10 protein-coding genes and 1 riboswitch are annotated in these 16921 nt (G+C 63.8%); of the genes, 6 read left to right on the forward strand and 4 right to left on the reverse strand.

Annotated features, from left to right (window positions below; genetic code table 11):
* Positions 1–27: 27 nt before the first annotated feature.
* The 5 genes from N008_RS08890 to N008_RS08910 all read left to right on the forward strand — a co-directional run bounded on the left by N008_RS08890 (position 28) and on the right by N008_RS08910 (position 4802).
* Positions 28–459 (forward strand): hypothetical protein, encoded by a 432-nt coding sequence (locus tag N008_RS08890; RefSeq protein WP_044015389.1) that lies wholly within the window; start codon positions 28–30, stop codon positions 457–459.
* 60 nt (positions 460–519) lie between these two features.
* On the forward strand, positions 520–1023 hold the full coding sequence (locus N008_RS08895; RefSeq protein WP_156109134.1) for a hypothetical protein: 504 nt from the start codon (positions 520–522) through the stop codon (positions 1021–1023).
* Positions 1024–1167: 144 nt separating this feature from the next.
* Positions 1168–3282 carry a tetratricopeptide repeat protein gene (locus N008_RS08900; protein ID WP_197062974.1) on the forward strand — a complete coding sequence of 705 codons (2115 nt, stop codon included), beginning with the start codon at positions 1168–1170 and terminating at the stop codon, positions 3280–3282.
* A gap of 96 nt (positions 3283–3378) precedes the next feature.
* Positions 3379–3759, forward strand: a complete 381-nt coding sequence (locus N008_RS08905; RefSeq protein WP_044015392.1) for a response regulator — start codon at positions 3379–3381, stop codon at positions 3757–3759.
* Complete coding sequence (locus tag N008_RS08910; RefSeq protein ID WP_044015394.1) at positions 3756–4802, forward strand: adenylate/guanylate cyclase domain-containing protein; 1047 nt, start codon at positions 3756–3758, stop codon at positions 4800–4802. Before N008_RS08905 ends, N008_RS08910 begins: the two co-directional genes overlap by 4 nt.
* Positions 4803–5133: 331 nt before the next feature.
* On the opposite strand, the gene N008_RS08915 is transcribed toward N008_RS08910, so the two are convergent.
* The 4 genes from N008_RS08915 to N008_RS21510 all read right to left on the reverse strand — a co-directional run bounded on the left by N008_RS08915 (position 5134) and on the right by N008_RS21510 (position 12850).
* Positions 5134–8361 carry a cyclic nucleotide-binding domain-containing protein gene (locus tag N008_RS08915; RefSeq protein WP_044015396.1) on the reverse strand — a complete coding sequence of 1076 codons (3228 nt, stop codon included), beginning with the start codon at positions 8359–8361 and terminating at the stop codon, positions 5134–5136.
* Positions 8362–8586: 225 nt separating this feature from the next.
* The gene (locus N008_RS08920) at positions 8587–8859 is read right to left on the reverse strand and encodes a hypothetical protein (RefSeq protein WP_156109136.1); all 273 of its coding nucleotides are present in this window, start codon (positions 8857–8859) and stop codon (positions 8587–8589) included.
* A gap of 160 nt (positions 8860–9019) precedes the next feature.
* Positions 9020–11551: a DUF5686 and carboxypeptidase-like regulatory domain-containing protein gene (locus tag N008_RS08925; RefSeq protein WP_044015399.1), complete on the reverse strand. Its 2532-nt coding sequence runs from the start codon at positions 11549–11551 to the stop codon at positions 9020–9022.
* A 177-nt stretch (positions 11552–11728) separates the two neighbouring features.
* Positions 11729–12850, reverse strand: coding sequence for a PA14 domain-containing protein (locus tag N008_RS21510; protein ID WP_156109138.1), 1122 nt, complete (start codon positions 12848–12850; stop codon positions 11729–11731).
* 158 nt (positions 12851–13008) lie between these two features.
* Positions 13009–13122: riboswitch (SAM riboswitch) on the forward strand.
* Between the two features lie 72 nt (positions 13123–13194).
* Here N008_RS21510 and metH point away from each other — a divergent pair.
* Complete coding sequence (gene metH, locus N008_RS08935; RefSeq protein ID WP_071884506.1) at positions 13195–16920, forward strand: methionine synthase; 3726 nt, start codon at positions 13195–13197, stop codon at positions 16918–16920.
* Position 16921 lies beyond the last annotated feature (1 nt).

The raw sequence follows: 16921 nt of genomic DNA on the forward strand, positions 1-16921 counted from the left end.
ACGCAGCACGACTTTACGCACGCAGCCATGAGCAATACGGCCCGCCGGGTATTGATTGAATACCGAATTCCGAAGAAGGACTTCACTCAGGCTGTGCGCCACTACGCCACTTTATTCCTGGGAAAGGTGCCCGAGCCTATCCCCGACGATCAGCTGATTATTGAGGTGTTCAAGGTGCCCAACGACGACGAGTACTTCCAGTGTGAGCTATGCCTGACCTGCGTGCCCGAGGATGCCACCCCCACCGACAACGTGCCGCTCGTGTTCTGGGGCGCCGATGCCACGGACGCGGCTGTTCCCCTCGCCCCGGAAGATTCCGCCGATGAGCCTACACCGACTGCGGCGGAGCCTGTTGCTGCCAACCAGGTGCGGCACCGGAGCTTTGCTGAGCGGGAGGCAGGCATTGCAGATGCGTTTGGCAACCGCACCGGCTTCATTATCAATCCGGACTTTCCGTAGCTGCCGCGCGCCATACTGCCCGGTTCTTTTTCTGTCCTTATCTGTAGTTGCTCACTGGCCATGCTGCACAATCCGAGAAGATGTATCGTTAACTACCGGGTGCCGGAAGCAGACTTCGACAAGGCCGTTGCGCACTACGGCAAGCTGCTGGACCGGGAAAAGCCGGACGTGGAAAAGCCACTGCTGGCTGTTTTCAAGGTGTTCACGGCCAACATCGACCCGCTCGATACTACCTACCAGGCCGAGCTGCGGGTAACGGGCGTCAAGGCAGGCTCGCCGGCGCTGCAGTACAGCCCAGCCATCTACTGGGGCTCTGAGGAGGTAGACGGCGACTTCGCGCAGCTTGAGCACGCCGGTGAGCTGCCAGGAACCACCAAAGAACCCGTGCAGCCCGATCCATCAGGCATGTATACCAACTCCCGACTGGGTAGTTTGGTAGACCAGCAGGGCTACCGCGTGGGGGTGGTCACTAACCCCGATTATCCGGGTAAGAAGGAATGGATTACGCTGCTGCTGGCGCTTGGCAGCGCGGGCAAGCTGCTACTGGGCGCTGCCGGCGGCTAGCAGCAGGAGTTACGGAAGCTTGCGGGCTTCTGCTCGTAGTTGTCCTGACCCGGCTACGATACCACCCTTTTGTGCCTGCTGCTTATGCTGCGCTGTCATCGACTGGTTTTGCTGCTGGCTATATGGCTGCTTCCTGCCGGCGCTGTGCTGGCTCCGTCGCGCGCGCTTGATAGTTTGCGCCAAGTGGTAGCCACCCACCCGCAGGCCGATACCACCCGGGTACGCAGCCTGCAGGCGCTGGCTACGGAAGTAGGCAAGCAGCAACCGGTAGAAGCCATTGCCCTGACCAAGCAGGCGCTGGCCCTGGCCCGTCAGATTGCCGATCCGGTAGGGGAAGGCCAAGCGCTGCTCCGCCTGGGCACGCTCTACCGCCGCCAGGCCGATTACACGCCCGCCCTGCAATACACCGAGCAGGCCCGCCGCCTGTTTACGCGCCGCGCCGACCTCGCCGGCCTTAGCAACGTGTACATGCAGCTCAGCCTGATTTACATGGTGCAGGGCAGCCCGGTGCCCGCCGTGCAGGCCGCCCTGAAGGGCCTGCATTTGGCCGAGCAGGTGGGCGACCCGCAGGCCCAGGTGCGGCTGCGCGCCACGCTGGGCAACATCTACCACCAGGTGGGCGATTACCACAGCGCCGTGCTGGTGCTGCAAACCGCCCTGCGCGACGCCCGCAAGATCGGGGATGAGCGCGCCATAGCCTCGGCCCTGAACGTGCTGGGCAACTCCTACCAGCAGCAGCAACGCTACCAACTGGCGCTGGCTAGCTACCAGCAGGCCATTGCCCTCAACCGCAAGCTGGGCGACAGCAAGAGCGAGACCATTGATGAAATTGATGTGGCCGAGCTCTACGAGGAGCAAGGCCGCTACGCGCTGGCCCTACTGCACGGCCAGCGCGCCCGCCAGCTTACCCGCACCGGCAACGACATGTTCAGTTTGCCCGCCGCCGAGCTCATTCTGGCACGCGTGTACCTGGCCCTCAGCCAACCCGACAGTGCCATTGCCCTGGCCCGGCACGGCCTGCAGCTCAGCCAGCAGCACCGCAACAACGAAAACATCCGCAACGCCAGCGATGTGCTGGCCCGCGCCTACTCTGCCCGCCACGACTCGGCGCGTGCCTTTCAGTATCTGCAGCTGTTTGTGGCTTATAAGGATACGCTGTCGGGCGAGGAAGTGCAGCGCCAGACCAGCGCCCTGCGCTACGGTTTCGAGCTGGATAAAAAGCAGCAGCAGATAGCCTTGCTCACCAAAACCCGCCAGCTGCAGGCCCAGAAAAGCGCCCGCCAGCGCCAGCAGCTTTATGCGCTGCTGGCCGGGCTGGGCGGCCTGCTGGTGCTGGCCTCGCTGCTGTGGCGCAACATCGTGCTCAAGCAGCGCGCCAACCGCCAGCTCAATGAGCGTAACGACCAGATAGCCCAACAGCGCGACAACCTCGACCAGGCCCTGCACCAGCTGCAGGCCACCCAGAGCCAGCTGGTGCAGCGCGAGAAGATGGCCAGCCTCGGGGAGCTGACGGCTGGCGTGGCCCACGAAATCCAGAACCCACTCAACTTCGTCAACAATTTTGCGGAAGTGAGTGGCGAGCTGCTGGCCGAGCTTCGCCAAGAGCTGGACGCCGAGCCCTTGCTCGCTGCCCGCCGCGCTGTTCTGAGCGCCCTGTTGCAGGACCTGGACGGCATGCAGCAGAAAATAGCCGAGCACGGCCACCGCGCCGACAGCATCGTGAAGGGCATGCTGGAACACTCGCGCGCCAGCACCGGCCAGCGCCGCCCCACCGACCTCAATGCCTTGGTAGACGAGTACCTGCGTCTGAGCTACCATGGTCTGCGGGCCAAAAACAAAAACTTCAACGTGCTCATCACCACCCACCTCGACCCTCACATGGGCTTGGTGGAAGTAGTGCCGCAGGACCTGAGCCGGGTGCTGCTCAACCTGTTCACCAACGCTTTCTATGCCGTGGCCGAGAAGCAGCGCAACGTGGCCCGGCCCTACCAGCCGGAAGTGAGGGTATGCACCCGCCGCCACACGAGCGAGGTGGAAATCAGGGTGCGCGACAACGGCACCGGCATTGCCGCTGCCCTTACCGATAAGGTATTTCAGCCGTTTTTCACCACCAAGCCGCCCGGCGAAGGCACCGGCCTGGGTTTGTCATTGAGCTACGATATGGTGACGCGCGTGCATGGCGGCACGCTGTCAGTGGATACGCAGGAAGGCGAGTTTACCGAATTTATTATCCGGCTGCCGCTGGATGTAGAGGAATAAATCAAGCAAAATAGTTATAAAATATATTTGTTAAGTATATGTAAATTGCTCTTCTGAAAGGCATCTGCCATCATCTTACCTATTAAGACTGCTACGATGAACATACTGGTAGTCGACGACGAAACGGACGTGAAGCCGTTGTTTGAGCTGCGCTTCCGCCGCGAGATTCGCAGCGGAGAGCACCTGTTCACGTTCGTGTTTTCGGGCGAGGACGCCCTGGAGTACCTGCACCAGCACCCCACCGAGCCCGTCGTGGTACTTTCCGATATCAATATGCCGGGCATGAGCGGCCTGGAGTTGTTGCGGCGCATCCGGTCCAGCCACGAGCTGCCTGCCACCCGCGTGCTGATGCTCACGGCCAATGCCGACGACGCCAGCCGCCAGCAGGCCCGCTACGACGGCGCCGAAGACCTGTTGGCCAAGCCCGTGGATTTCGCCGCCCTCAAACATAAGCTCAGTTTGGAACCGGCCGCATGAAAACCAAGATTCTGGTAGTTGACGATGAAGCCGACCTGCAGCTGCTGATCCGGCAGCGCTTCCGCCGCAAAATCCGGGAGGAAGCCTACGAGTTTCTGTTTGCCGGCAACGGCGAAGAGGCCCTGGCCGTGCTGGCCGCCCACCCCGACATCGACGTGGTGCTGGCCGACATCAACATGCCCGTGATGGACGGCCTGACGCTGCTCACACGCCTGCGCGATACCAACCCGGTGGTGAAAACGGTGATAGTCTCGGCCTACGGCGACATGGCCAACATCCGGACGGCCATGAACCGCGGGGCCTTCGACTTCGTGTGCAAACCGGTGGATTTCAACGACCTGGAACTGACCATCGAGAAAACCATTGCCCAGGTGCAGGAGTTGCGCACGGCCCTGCACATGATGGAGGAAAACAAGGTGCTACGCCTCTATGTGGACGAAACGGTGCTCAAGTTCATGGCCCGGCCCGAGTTCAGCAACCGGCTGCTGGCCAGCGAAACCGTGCAGGCCACGGTGGTTTTCATTGATATCTGTGGTTTCACGATGCTGGCTGAAAAGATGCCGGCCCAGGAGGTAGTGGCCATGCTTAATACCTACTTCGACCAGATGGTGAAGGAGATTATTGCGCAGGGCGGCTACGTCGATAAATTCATTGGCGATGCTATAATGGCCGTATTCCGCGGCGACTACCACCTCGACCGGGCCATTGATGCCGCGCTGGCCGTGCGCAGCCTTGTGCAGGCCATCCCGCGGGCCCTGCCCGAAAGCCTGGACTACGAGCCGGCCGTGTCCATCGGTATCAGCTCCGGCGAAATGGTGTCCGGCAACATCGGCTCGGCCACGTTGCGCCGCCTCGACTACACCGTCATTGGGGATGTGGTGAACCTGGGCCAGCGCCTGCAGGATGCCGCCCAGCGCCACCAGATCCTCATTACCGACGCCATCCATACCCGCGTGCAGGACTCATTTCGGTGCCAAGCCGTGGGCGAGGTGCGCCTCAAGAACAAAGCCGAGCCGGTGCTGCTGTATGAAGTGCTGGAATAAGTGATGAGGTGATGGGGTAATGAGGTGATGAAGAAGAACGTCATGCAGAGGCGTAGCCGAAGCATCTCGCGTGCTGACCTGGGCCTCACCCCCCCCCGGCCCCTCTCCTTCAGAGAGGGGGAGCCAGACGAATATTCTCAGACGACCGTGTTTTTTGGGATTAGCCCGCTAGCGAGATTCCTCGCTCCACTCGGAATGACGTTCTTTCTTTACCTGTCACCTGTCACCTGTCACCTGTCACCTGTCACCTGTCACCTGTCACCTGTCACCTGTCACCTCATCACCTCATCACCTCATCACCTCATCACCTCATCACCTCAATCACCAAAATTCACCCCACCATTTCATTCTGGCGGCGCAGGCGCTGGCAAAGCACCCGCACTACGTTGCGGAGCACCTCGCCGCGCTCCTCCATCAGCTCGTAGAAATCCTCTTGATCCAGCCGGAACAGGCGGGCCGGACCGGCGGCCACCGCCGCGGCCGACCGCGGCTCGGCATCGAACAGAGCCAGCTCGCCGAAACACTCGCCCTTTCCGAAGCGGGCCAGCTGCCGCGGCCCATCCAGGATGTCAACCTCGCCGGCATATACCACAAACAGGCAGGAGCCCAGCTCGCCTTTGCGGAAGATTACCTGCCCGTCGGTGTAGCTGACTTCCTGTAGGATTGCCACGATGCTGGTTAGTACGTTTTCGGGCGTTTCGGCAAACAAAGCCGTGCTTTTGAGCAGTAACACCTGCTCGATGATGGAAACGGCGGCGGTATCGGGGGCGGGATGCATGAGGTAGGCTGAAAGGGAGGGATGAGCGGCCAGCAGCTGCTGAAAATGCGCGTAGCCGTTAATACGAAGATGGTCCAGGGCCAGCAGGGCACTTTCGCGCAGCAGGGGCTGGTCGGAGTGCAGGTAAGGCAGCAGCCAGCGCAGGTCGTGGGCGGTGGGCCGCCAGTGGCGCAACGCTACGCTGAGGGTCCAGGCGGAGAATACGGCCTCACCCTGACGCACCACAAACGCGCTTAGCGCTTCGGTGCCGGGCAGCGGGGGCAGCAGGTCGTCGAGGAGGCGGGCCTTTTCGGCCGGATGCAGATGGTCGTCGAGTACGGCCTGCAGGGCCAGGTACAGACTACGCGGTAGCACATTGTCGAGCAGCTCTAAGGCATTGGCGCGCCGCTCCGGGCTGGCCTGCGCCAAGTTGCGCTGCGCCTGCACCACGGTGGTGGTTTCGTAGAGCTGCACCAGCAAGCTGAAGATACGCTGCTGCAGGTTGGCCAGCTCATAGGTAAGGCTGGCAGCCAGCGGCCCAGCCGGCGCAGTGCCCAGCCCGCGCAGCAGGCGGTGTGCCAGCGTTATTTCCTCACGCAGCAGCTGCTTGAACAGTGGCCGGTCGGTGGGATGAGGGTGAAAGTTGCGCAGGGCCCGCAGGGCGGCGGCGCGTAGCGGCAACGCGGGGCGCTGCACCAGTTCCAACAGCAGCAGCCGGCTCGCCGGACTCGCAATGCGGCCCAGGATAGCGGGCAGATGCAGCGAAGTCGGTGTGGTTGGCACTTCCGGCCGTAGTGCCTGGCGCAGGTGAGGCAGGGCCACATCAGCGAGCTGCACGAGGCAGGCAGTGGCAGGAGCCCTGAAGGCGGCGTGTGGCAGCAGCCGCAGCACGGCCGGGGCCAGGTCGAGGGTGGCGTGTACTGCGGCTGGCATCTGCAGCACGGCGCGCAGTCCGGCCAGCACCACGCTGGGGTCGGGGCTGTGTAGCGCTTGGTGCAGCAGTGCCGCCTGTTGCGGAGTGGGCAGGTAGTGGCTGAGCCCCAGCACTGCCTGGCGCGCGGCCGGGGTAGGCAGATCCAGCAGCCGGGCCAAACTTTCCTGGGCGAGTGGGCAGTTGGGCTTGGTGGCCAGCCGCCCATGCAGCGCACCAGCGCAGGTTGCCACGTCGGTCAGGTCCAGCAAGGTTTGCAGAGTTTCCAGAGCCAGTGAGGGGTGGCTGCCGAGGCGCTGAGCCGCCGCCTGGCGCAGGTGCGGAGCAGGGTCGGAGGTGGCCAGCCGGTGCAATACCTCCGGTGGCAACTGGCTGCTGGGCAGTAGCAGCAGCGCCTGGCTACGCACCTGGTCGTTGGGGTAATGGAGCAGGGTCGGAGCCGCCTCCGCTAGGGCCTCCGGAAAATGCACCTGCAGCCACTGCAGCGCAGGTAGCACCTCAGTAGGCCGCGAACTGCCAAGGCTGCGCAGCATCAGGGCCCGCGCCGTATCGGGCAGTGCCAGCTCCCGGTGGTCGATGAAGCGTAGCTCCAGTGCTTCGTGCAGCTCGGCCAGGTAGTGCTGGTAGGCCCGGTGCAGCAGCCACAGCGCCGCTACCAGCAGCAGCCCCATCCACACCAGATGGCCCCAGGTGCTGCGCAGCCCCAGCAGCGGCAACCCCAAAAACAGCCCCCCCGCCAGCGCCATGCCTAGCGGCTCATACAGGCCCTTGAGGGTAGTGTGGCCCTGCAAGCGCTGCACCGCACTCAGCGGCTGCAGTAGCACCAGAAAAATTGGGTCGAACACCGCCCGGCGCAGCACTTCCACCAGCAGATACAGCGTGCAGCAGTAGAGCAGCACCCGGTTTTCGGTGAGGCCCAGGGCTTGCAGCGGTACAAACAGCAGCACCGCTACCAGCAGCGCCAGTGGCAGCACCGCCAGCGCCCGACGCGCCCCCAGCCGTTCCAGCGTCGGCCTCGAAATCAGGAGCTTAAAGACCGTGGCCAGCAGATACGTAATGGCCAGTACCTGCCCGATGTAGGCAATCAGGTCAGTATAGTGATGGTAGCGCTGCTTTACGTTCACGAAAAACAGGTACTCGGTGCCGGCCATCACGGCCGCCAGCGCCAGCACGCCCAGCCCCATGGCCCTTACCAGCGCGGTGCCACCCGGCAGCCACGATACGGCCGCCGGCTGCCAGGGCCGCGCCGGCATGTGGCGCGCGTGCAGCGGGTGCCGCCGCAAGATGGCGCGCAACGTGAAAAACGTGCTGGCATACAGCAGCAGCGCCGTCGCCAGTAGCAACGTTAGTTGGGCATGAGCATAGACGGTGGTGGCCAGCACGGCCCCCAGGGCTTTAGCCGGCAGGTCGCCGGCGCTGATGAGGCTGAACAGCCGCTTGCTCTGCCGCACATCAAACACCAGCGCCGATAGCCCCCAGAATTCCAGGTTGGTGAGCAGATAAATCAGGCGGTAGCCCACGACCAAGGCCAGCACCGCCGCCAGCGAGTGGCCCAGCAGCAGCAGCGCCGCCACCCCGCCCGTGAGCAGCAGCACCGCTACCAGCACCCACACCGCCAGATACCGTAACGACAGCCGGTGCTCCAGCCGGGCGTAGGCGCGCCCCACCAGCACCAGCGCCAGTGCCGCCACCAGGTACGAGAGCGGCAGGCTGTGGTCGGGGTGGCTTTCCAGCAGCACCACCGAGGCCGTCACGTACACCAGCATGGTGCCGGCTCCCAGCAGGAAGTGGTGCAGGAAAAACAGCCAGACGGTAGTTGCCTCCGGGGTGCGAATGCCGAGCAGCCGGTGCCAGTACTGCGCTGCGTTCATCAGATCAGGGTGTTTGATTCGATATTTTGTATAATATATTATTAATTAAGTATAAAAATGCCAGGCAAGCCAGAAAAGTAGCTTCAGCCACGGCCTGCTACGCGGGCAGCAGCAATCGTGAGTCACCGACCGCATAACCGCCTTGCCGACAGGCCCAAACGCAAACTTCCCCGGCCGGCACAGGGCCGGTCGGGGAAGCTTGCGGGTCAGAAAATCAGAAAGGGCTTAGTTCAGCCACACGGTCAGAATTACTTCGAAACGGTGGGGGGCAAAAGCGTTGTAAAAGGGTGCTTCGCCCTGAAAGCCCAGCACGTGGATGAGCGGTATGCCTTCGGTGCGCGAATCGACTACGCGCACCGGGTACAGCTCGCCTTCCGCAGGCCAGTCGCCTACGTGGTTGTAGGGGCGTTGGCTGTCGTCTACGCAGCGGGCGTAATCGACGAAGGGAGCGTGCCGGGTGGCTTCGGCCAGGGTCAGGTTATCTACTTCGTATGCCATAAGCTCTTTTACAAAAAGCGGGAGGTTTTGATTCATTGGAGAGCCGCAAAGTGGCTCCGGGGTTGCAGGCGGTGAGGTAATAAGTTGGTGATAATCAGTGCGGCTTTCTGCGATTCCTCGGCAAGCTCGGAACAACGTTCTGGCAAATCAATATCCAACCTTACAGGCTAAACTGCAAACTGAATTTCACCCCAAAGTTACGGGCTCCCGGCGAGTTTCGGTAGGTGAGGCGGTGCAGGAAATCAACGCGCGCCACCCGGAAGATGTTTTCGACGCCGTAGCCGACCTCCGTGTAGGGCAGGCGGCCTAGCGGCTGGAAGCGGGGCAGCGGCTCGCCGCTGGCGGGGTCGAGCTGCGGGATGATGGCGTCGTTAGCGCGGGCTACGCCGCCGTAGAGCACGTTGCCGGTGGCCACTAGGCGCCAGTTCAGCTGCCTGATGGCCGGCACCGAGTTCAGCAGGAAGCCCTCGAAACGGTGGTCGAGGCGCAGGGCCACGTACCGGTCGCTCACGAACTCGAAGAAGCGCATCAGGTTGTAGGCCCCGGCGTTGTAGAACGGCGACTGGTTGCCGAGGTGGGTTTTGAGCACCGGATACGGTACGGTGCTCGGAATGTAGCCCGCATCGAGCGTGTAGGTGCTGCGGCCCAGCTGGCCCAGGCGCACGCTCTGCTCCACCAGCAGGTTGAGCTTGTGGTAGCGGAAGTCGCCGCCTAGGAAGCAGTTGAGACCCAGCGTGTAGCGTAGCGTGGTGATGGGCAGGCGCTTGAGGCCGAACGAGGTGCGGCGGTTCTGATTTTCGTTCTGCACCAGCACCTCGTCGGGCGCGTAGCGCGACTCCAGCACGATTTCCGACAAGCTGAACTGGTCGTCGGTGGGGGCGCCCACGCGCACGTCGCCGGTGTAGTAGGCGAAGCGGTAGAGCGGCCGGAACTGCTGGTGCCGGAACGTGACCTTCTGGGTGAAGCCCCGGAACAGATCCGACTGCAACGATAGCGCCGACAGGTCGCGGAGGATAGGCCGGCCGTTGTCGATGTTGCCGAGGCGGGCCGAGGCCTCAAACAGCGGGTTTTCCAGCGCGTAATCGTTGTCGAGCAGGGCCACTTGGTCGAGGTCGTGGCGGTATTCGAAGCCGACAGTGGTCCAGGAGCGGCGGTCGAGGACGTGGGTGGCGCGGGCGCCGTACTTGAAGCGGCCGTCGCGCAGGCCGTAAGCCAGGTAAGCCCGCACCGTCCAGTCGCGGCTGATTTCGGGCGTGGTTCGGAACCCGATGCGCGGCCGCAGCCCCTCGATGTTGTTGTAGCCCACGGTGGCTAGCACCGGCCCCAGGTCGAACTTGCCCACCCGGTAGTAGCCGTTCACCACCACATCAGCCACCTCCAGTAACGAGCGCACGGCCGGCAGCTTGCGCACCGAATCCAGCACCATCAGGGTGCGCTGCTCCTGCACGCTCAGCGTATCGGGCCGGTTCAGCTCAAAGAAATTGTCGGGCTCTTTGCTGGCCGGGCCCACCGGGGCAGCCAGGGTTTCCAGCGGCCGGTCGTAGAAAGCCAGCGGGTGCTCTTTCTGGGCCTCGAAGTTGGAGTTGATGGTGACAAAGCGGGCCACCACGCCAGTGCTTTGCTGGAGGGGCCGGATGCCCACCACCACTCGCGTCTGCAGCGGCAGCCAGGGCCCGGCCGCCGTGGGCGTCAGGTCCTGCTTTACCTTGATTTGGTCGATGAAGTTGAGGTTGGCTTCGGGGCTGACATACACGTCGATACGGCGTAGCGCGTAGCTGTCGGCCGTAATCCAGATGGTGCCCGTGAAGGCCAGGTCCTGGGCGCGGCGCGGCGTCACGGCCAGCTGGTAGCAGTAGTCTTTGCCAATGAAAACCGAGTCCTGCAGCTCGTACTCGTAGGAGAACTTCCAGCCGTCGGCAATCGGCGACACGAAGTCCTTGCCCATGATTTGCTGCCAGTTGCGGTAGAAGTCCCAGTCCTGAAACGAGGAGCCCGTGACCTGCGAAATCACCGAGCCCTCGCGCGGGGCCATGCCGCGCATACGGCTGTGCCGGATTTCCTCGCGGCGGCGCAGCGGCTGGCGCAGCACGTAGTAGCGCGAGTCGATTTCGGTGGCGAAGATGGGCACCACTGGCTTGCCGTTGGCGCCGCGCTCCAGCCCCAGGCTGTCGGCCACGGCCGTCATCTGGCGCAGCACCTTGCGGTTGCTCAGCTCCGAGGGCAGGTTGTTGAGGCTGATTTCGGTGCGGTTGTAAGAGTCGAACTCGAAGGCATCCAGCTGGGCCTTGTTGTTGCGGGGTTTCTGCTGCTGCACGCGCCGCATGATGGCGTAGGCCGGATTCTCGCGGGGCCGCACCACCACCTCGCCCAAGCTCACGGCCCCGGCGCCCAGCGCAAAGTCGATGGTCTGGCGCGCGGCCTGCTGCCGGATGGGTTTTTTCAGGGCCGCAAAGCCCATGGCCGAAGCCACCACCGTGTCGGCCGGGGCGGTGCTGAGGGTGTAGCGGCCGTTTTCATCGGCGGTGGCGCCGGCCGTGGTGCCGGGCACGAACACCGACGCGAATGGCACCGGCTTGCCCGTGGCGGCCTCCGTAATGCGGCCGGTCAGCAGCAGCTGCTGGGCCTGGGTTGAACCGGCGCCGGCCAGCAGCAAAAGCAACAACAGAAAGTGGTAGCGGTAAGGAAGCAACAAGGGTAATCGGCAGCTGGAAATCAGATAAGTGACAGACGGCGAGGCGTAAGATACGGCTTTCGGATAGCCCTGCCATGCCTCTCACATAGCGCAAGCGAAAAAGCACCCGCTACGTTCCGCCATCCTTGTATACAAGAGGGTTGTCGTCAGGTTATCAAATTGTTAGCATACTGCGGGCTACTGCACCACCACTTCCACCCGGCGGTTGCGGGGGCGCTGCTGCGGGTCGCGGTTGTCGGCCACGGGGCGCGTGCCGCCGTAGCCCCGCGCCAGCAGCCGCACCGAGTCGATGCCCTGCTGCACCAGGTAGCGGCGCACCACCCGGGCCCGCTGCTGGGAGAGGCGCAGGTTCAGGTGGGCCTCGCCCACGTTATCGGTGTGGCCGGCCACTTCCAGGCGCAGGCCGGGCTGGCGGCGCAGCGTCTGGGCCAGCTCGTTGAGCGTAGGAAGGCTGGAGGGCAGCAGCTCCGCTGTGCTTTGGGCGAAGTACAGGTTGGGCAGCGTGACGGCCGCGCCCCTGGCCAGGTTGCCCAGCTCCGCCAGCGCCGGCGGGTCGTTTTTAGGCGGAAGCGGCCGGGCGACCCCGACGGACCGGGGAGCCGGCTTCGCCGGGGCGGCGGGGCGGGGCTTGGGCAGTGGGGCGGACGCGGGGCGCGGGCGGTAGCCGATGACCAGAGCCGCTTTGGCGGGCACAGACGTGATACGGGCCCGCCGGGCGGCCATAAAAGCGGCCGTGTCGGCGGCGGTAGCGAGCTTAACCCGCACTGGCCGCGCCGACCAGAGGTAGCTCATTGGAATGGGCTGAATGTTGGACTGCCCGCCGAAGAAATCCGTTATCGACGCGTCGGGCCGCTGCCAGGCCAGCAGCAGCCGGGAGTCCAGCGCGTTCTGGTAGTACTCCACCCGCAGCGCGTAGCGCTTCCCGGCCTCCAGCCGCACGCGGGCTTGGCCCTTGGTAAAGTGCTGGTCGCGCCAGGAGTCGAACAGCAGCTGGTTGTCCAGCCACATCCGCACGCCGTCGTCCACGGTCAGGTGCAGCACGTACTGGCCCGTCACGGGCGCTTCCAGAAAACCCGTCCAGCGCACCGAGAAATGCTCGGCCGGTACGCCCGGGGCGGGCGGCAATTTGCGCCACTCAAAATCCAGCTGGTTGTCAATGCGCGTCAGTACGGCCCGCTCGAAATTCTGCCCCCGGTAATACGTGCCCGTCAGGCCGCGCGGCGTCAGGGTTTGAGCGGGGCTGAGGAGCGGAGCCAGGAGCAGGGCGGCAACCCCGGCGGCGTAGGATAGTGGTAGCATGATAAAAGAGTAAGTGATATGCAAGACTCAAACCAGGCAAACCGCCTCTCATTTCAACGAAGAATTCAACGCCTCATTGTGCCCATTTCACCAAACGCTCCGCACTGCCAACGCGGCCCGTTGCAATTCCTGGGTTTCCGGTTGTATCTTCGCTGCGTTACTTATCCAGAAAGACCGAGGGATTGGGCCCGATGACGTCTTAGCAACCTGAAATAAAACAAGGTGCTAATTCCCTTTTCAGGGCCTTTGCGGGCGCTGGAAGAAGATAAGAACAGGATTCGCGTCCCGCGCGGCTCTTTCTGGATAGGCACTTTTTGCTGCTGATTTTCTTTAGAAGAGCCGATATGCCGACCGTCCTCCCTGCCCCCGCCACTACGTCCCCCCTCCACGACATCCTGCGTCAGCGCGTGCTGATTCTCGACGGCGCCATGGGCACCATGATCCAGCGCCACACGCTCACGGAGGAGGATTTCCGGGGCACGCGCTTCGCCGACCACCCCAAGCCCCTGCGCGGCAACAACGACCTGCTCAGCCTCACCCGCCCCGACATCATCCGGGGCATTCACGACGAGTACTTCGCCGCCGGGGCCGACATGGTGGAAACCAACACCTTCAGCGGCACCACCATCGCCCAGGCCGACTACGCGCTGGAGCACATTGTATATGAGCTGAACTACGAGTCGGCGCGGCTGGCGCGGGAGTCGGCGGATGCCTTTACGGCCCTCACGCCCGACAAGCCGCGCTTCGTGGCGGGGGCCGTGGGGCCCACCAACCGCACCGCCAGCCTCTCGCCCGACGTGAACCGCCCCGGTTTCCGGGCCGTGACGTTCGATGAGCTGGCCACCGCCTACCTGGAGCAGGTGCGCGGCCTCGTGGACGGCGGCTCCGACGCGCTGCTCATCGAAACCATCTTCGACACGCTCAACGCCAAGGCCGCCCTGTTCGCGGTGCAGAAGTTCTTTGACGAGGGCGGCAAAGTGGTGCCCGTCATGATTTCGGGTACGATAACCGATGCCTCGGGCCGCACCCTGAGCGGGCAGACGGTGGAGGCGTTCTGGAACTCCATCCGCCATTTGCCGCTGCTGAGCGTGGGGTTGAACTGCGCCCTCGGCGCCGACCAGCTCAAAGTATACATCAAGGAGCTGAGCCGCATTGCCGACGTACACATTTCGGCCTACCCCAACGCCGGCTTGCCCAACGCCTTTGGCGGCTACGATGAGTCGGCCCAGGAATTTGCGGGCGTAGTGGAGGGCTACCTGGCCGACGGCCTCGTGACGGTGGTGGGCGGCTGCTGCGGCACCACGCCCCAGCACATCGGCGAGCTGGCCCGCCTGGCCGAAAAGTACGCGCCGCGCCTCTTACCGGAAGTGCCCAGAGCCACCCGTCTGAGCGGCCTGGAACCGTTTGGCGTGTACCCCGACAGCCTGTTCGTGAACGTAGGCGAGCGGTGCAACGTGACCGGCAGCCGCGCCTTCGCCCGCCTCATCCGCACCGGCAACTACGAGGCAGCCCTGCAGGTAGCCCGCGACCAGGTGGAAGGCGGCGCGCAGGTTATCGACGTGAACATGGACGAGGGTATGCTCGACTCGGAGCAGGCCATGACCACGTTCCTGAACCTGATTGCCTCGGAGCCCGACATTTCGCGGGTGCCCGTCATGATTGACTCCTCGAAGTGGAGCGTGCTGGAAGCCGGCCTCAAGTGCGTGCAGGGCAAGAGCATCGTCAACTCCATTTCCCTGAAGGAAGGTGAGGAGGTGTTCCGGCAACGGGCCCGCACCGTGCGCCAGTACGGCGCGGCCGTGGTGGTCATGGCCTTCGACGAGAACGGCCAGGCCGACAACTACGAGAAGCGCATCGAAATCTGCCGGCGCAGCTACGACATCCTAGTGAACGAAGTCGGTTTCCCGGCCGAGGACATCATTTTCGACCCCAATATCCTGACGGTGGGCACCGGCATGGAGGAGCACCGCAACTACGCGCTGGACTTCATCGAGGCGGTCCGCTGGATCAAGCAGAACTTGCCCGGTGCCCTCACCAGCGGCGGTGTTTCGAACATCAGCTTCTCGTTCCGCGGCAACGACGTAGTGCGCGAGGCCATGCACTCGGCCTTCCTCTACCACGCCATCCGCGCCGGCCTGGACATGGGCATCGTGAACCCCAGCCAGTTGGCCGTGTACGACGAGGTGCCGCAGGACCTGCTGGAGCTGGTGGAAGACGTGCTGCTCAACCGCCGCCCCGACGCCACCGAACGCCTCGTGGACTTCGCCGACACGGTGAAGCAGAAAGACAAAGTGGAAGTGGTAGCCGACGCCTGGCGCAGCCTGCCGGTGAAGGAGCGCCTGCAACACGCCTTGGTGAAAGGCATTACCGAGTTCATCGACCAGGATACCGAGGAAGTGCGGCAGCTGGTAGGCCGCCCGCTGGAGGTGATTGAAGGCCCGCTGATGGCCGGCATGAACGTGGTCGGCGACCTGTTCGGGGCCGGCAAGATGTTCCTGCCCCAGGTAGTGAAATCGGCCCGGGTGATGAAGAAGGCGGTGGCCTACCTGGAGCCTTACCTGCTGGCCGACAAGCAGAGCGGCGACCGGCAGACGGCCGGTAAAATCCTGCTGGCTACGGTGAAAGGCGACGTCCACGACATCGGCAAGAACATCGTGGGCGTGGTGCTGGCCTGCAACAACTTCGACATCGTAGACCTGGGCGTGATGGTGCCGCTGGAGCGCATCCTCGACGAAGCCCAGAAGCAGCAGGTGGACGTTATCGGCCTGAGCGGGCTGATTACGCCGAGCCTGGATGAGATGGTGTACGTGGCTCAGGAGATGGAAAAGCGCGGCCTGAAAACCCCGCTGCTCATCGGCGGCGCTACCACCTCGCGCCTGCACGCCGCCGTGAAAATCGCGCCCAACTACAGCGGCCCCATCGTGCACGTGAATGACGCCTCCCGCTCGGTGGGCGTGGCCGCCGCCCTGCTCGGCTCGGCCGATGCGGAGTACGCCCGCACCGTGCGCGAGGAGTACCGCCAGCTGCGCGAGGACTACGCCGGCCGCCAGCGCGACAAAAACTACCTGACCATCGAGGCCGCCCGCGAAAACGGGTTCAAAGCCGACTGGGCCGCTACGCCCATCGTGAAGCCCACCTTCCTCGGCACCAGAACTCTGGAAGACTACGACCTGGCCGAGCTGGCCACTTACATCGACTGGACGCCGTTCTTCCAGACCTGGGAGCTGAAAGGCCGCTACCCGCGCATCCTGGAAGACCCGAACGTGGGTGAGGCCGCCACCCAGCTCTTCCAAGACGCCCAGAAGATGCTGCGCCAGATCATCGACGAGAAGCTGCTCACGGCCCGCGCCGTCATCGGCTTCTGGCCCGCCAACACCGTCGGCCACGACACCGTGCAGGTGTTCACCGACGACACCCGCCAGACAGTAGCCACCGAGTTTTTCACCCTGCGCCAGCAGAGCGAAAAGGCCGAGGGCGTGCCCAACCTGGCCTTCTCCGACTTTGTGGCCCCGCTCGAAACCGGCCGGGCCGACTACATCGGCGGCTTTGCTGTCACGGCCGGCATCGGTATTGAAAAGCACCTGGAGCGGTTCGAGGCCGAGCACGACGACTACAGTAGCATCCTGATGAAGGCTTTGGCCGACCGCCTCGCTGAGGCCTTTGCCGAGCGCCTGCACCAGCGCGTACGGGAGGAGTTCTGGGGCTACGACCCGGCCGAGAACCTCACCAACGAGGACCTGATTCAGGAGAAATACAAAGGCGTGCGCCCCGCCCCCGGCTACCCCGGCTGCCCCGACCACACTGAGAAAATTACCCTGTTCAACCTGCTCGACGCCGAAACCGCCACCGGCATCCGCCTCACCGAAAACCTGGCCATGTACCCCGCCTCCTCCGTGAGCGGCCTCTACTACGCCCACCCCGACAGCCGCTACTTCGGCCTCGGTCGCATCGGCCAGGACCAGGTAGCCGATATGGCCGCGCGCAAACACATGCCGCTGCCGGAGCTGGAGCGCTGGCTGATGCCGAACCTGAACTACGAGCCGGCGGCGGTGCCCGTAACGGCAGAGTAGC

This window comes from Hymenobacter sp. APR13 (genome assembly GCF_000737515.1).
Taxonomy (GTDB): domain Bacteria; phylum Bacteroidota; class Bacteroidia; order Cytophagales; family Hymenobacteraceae; genus Hymenobacter.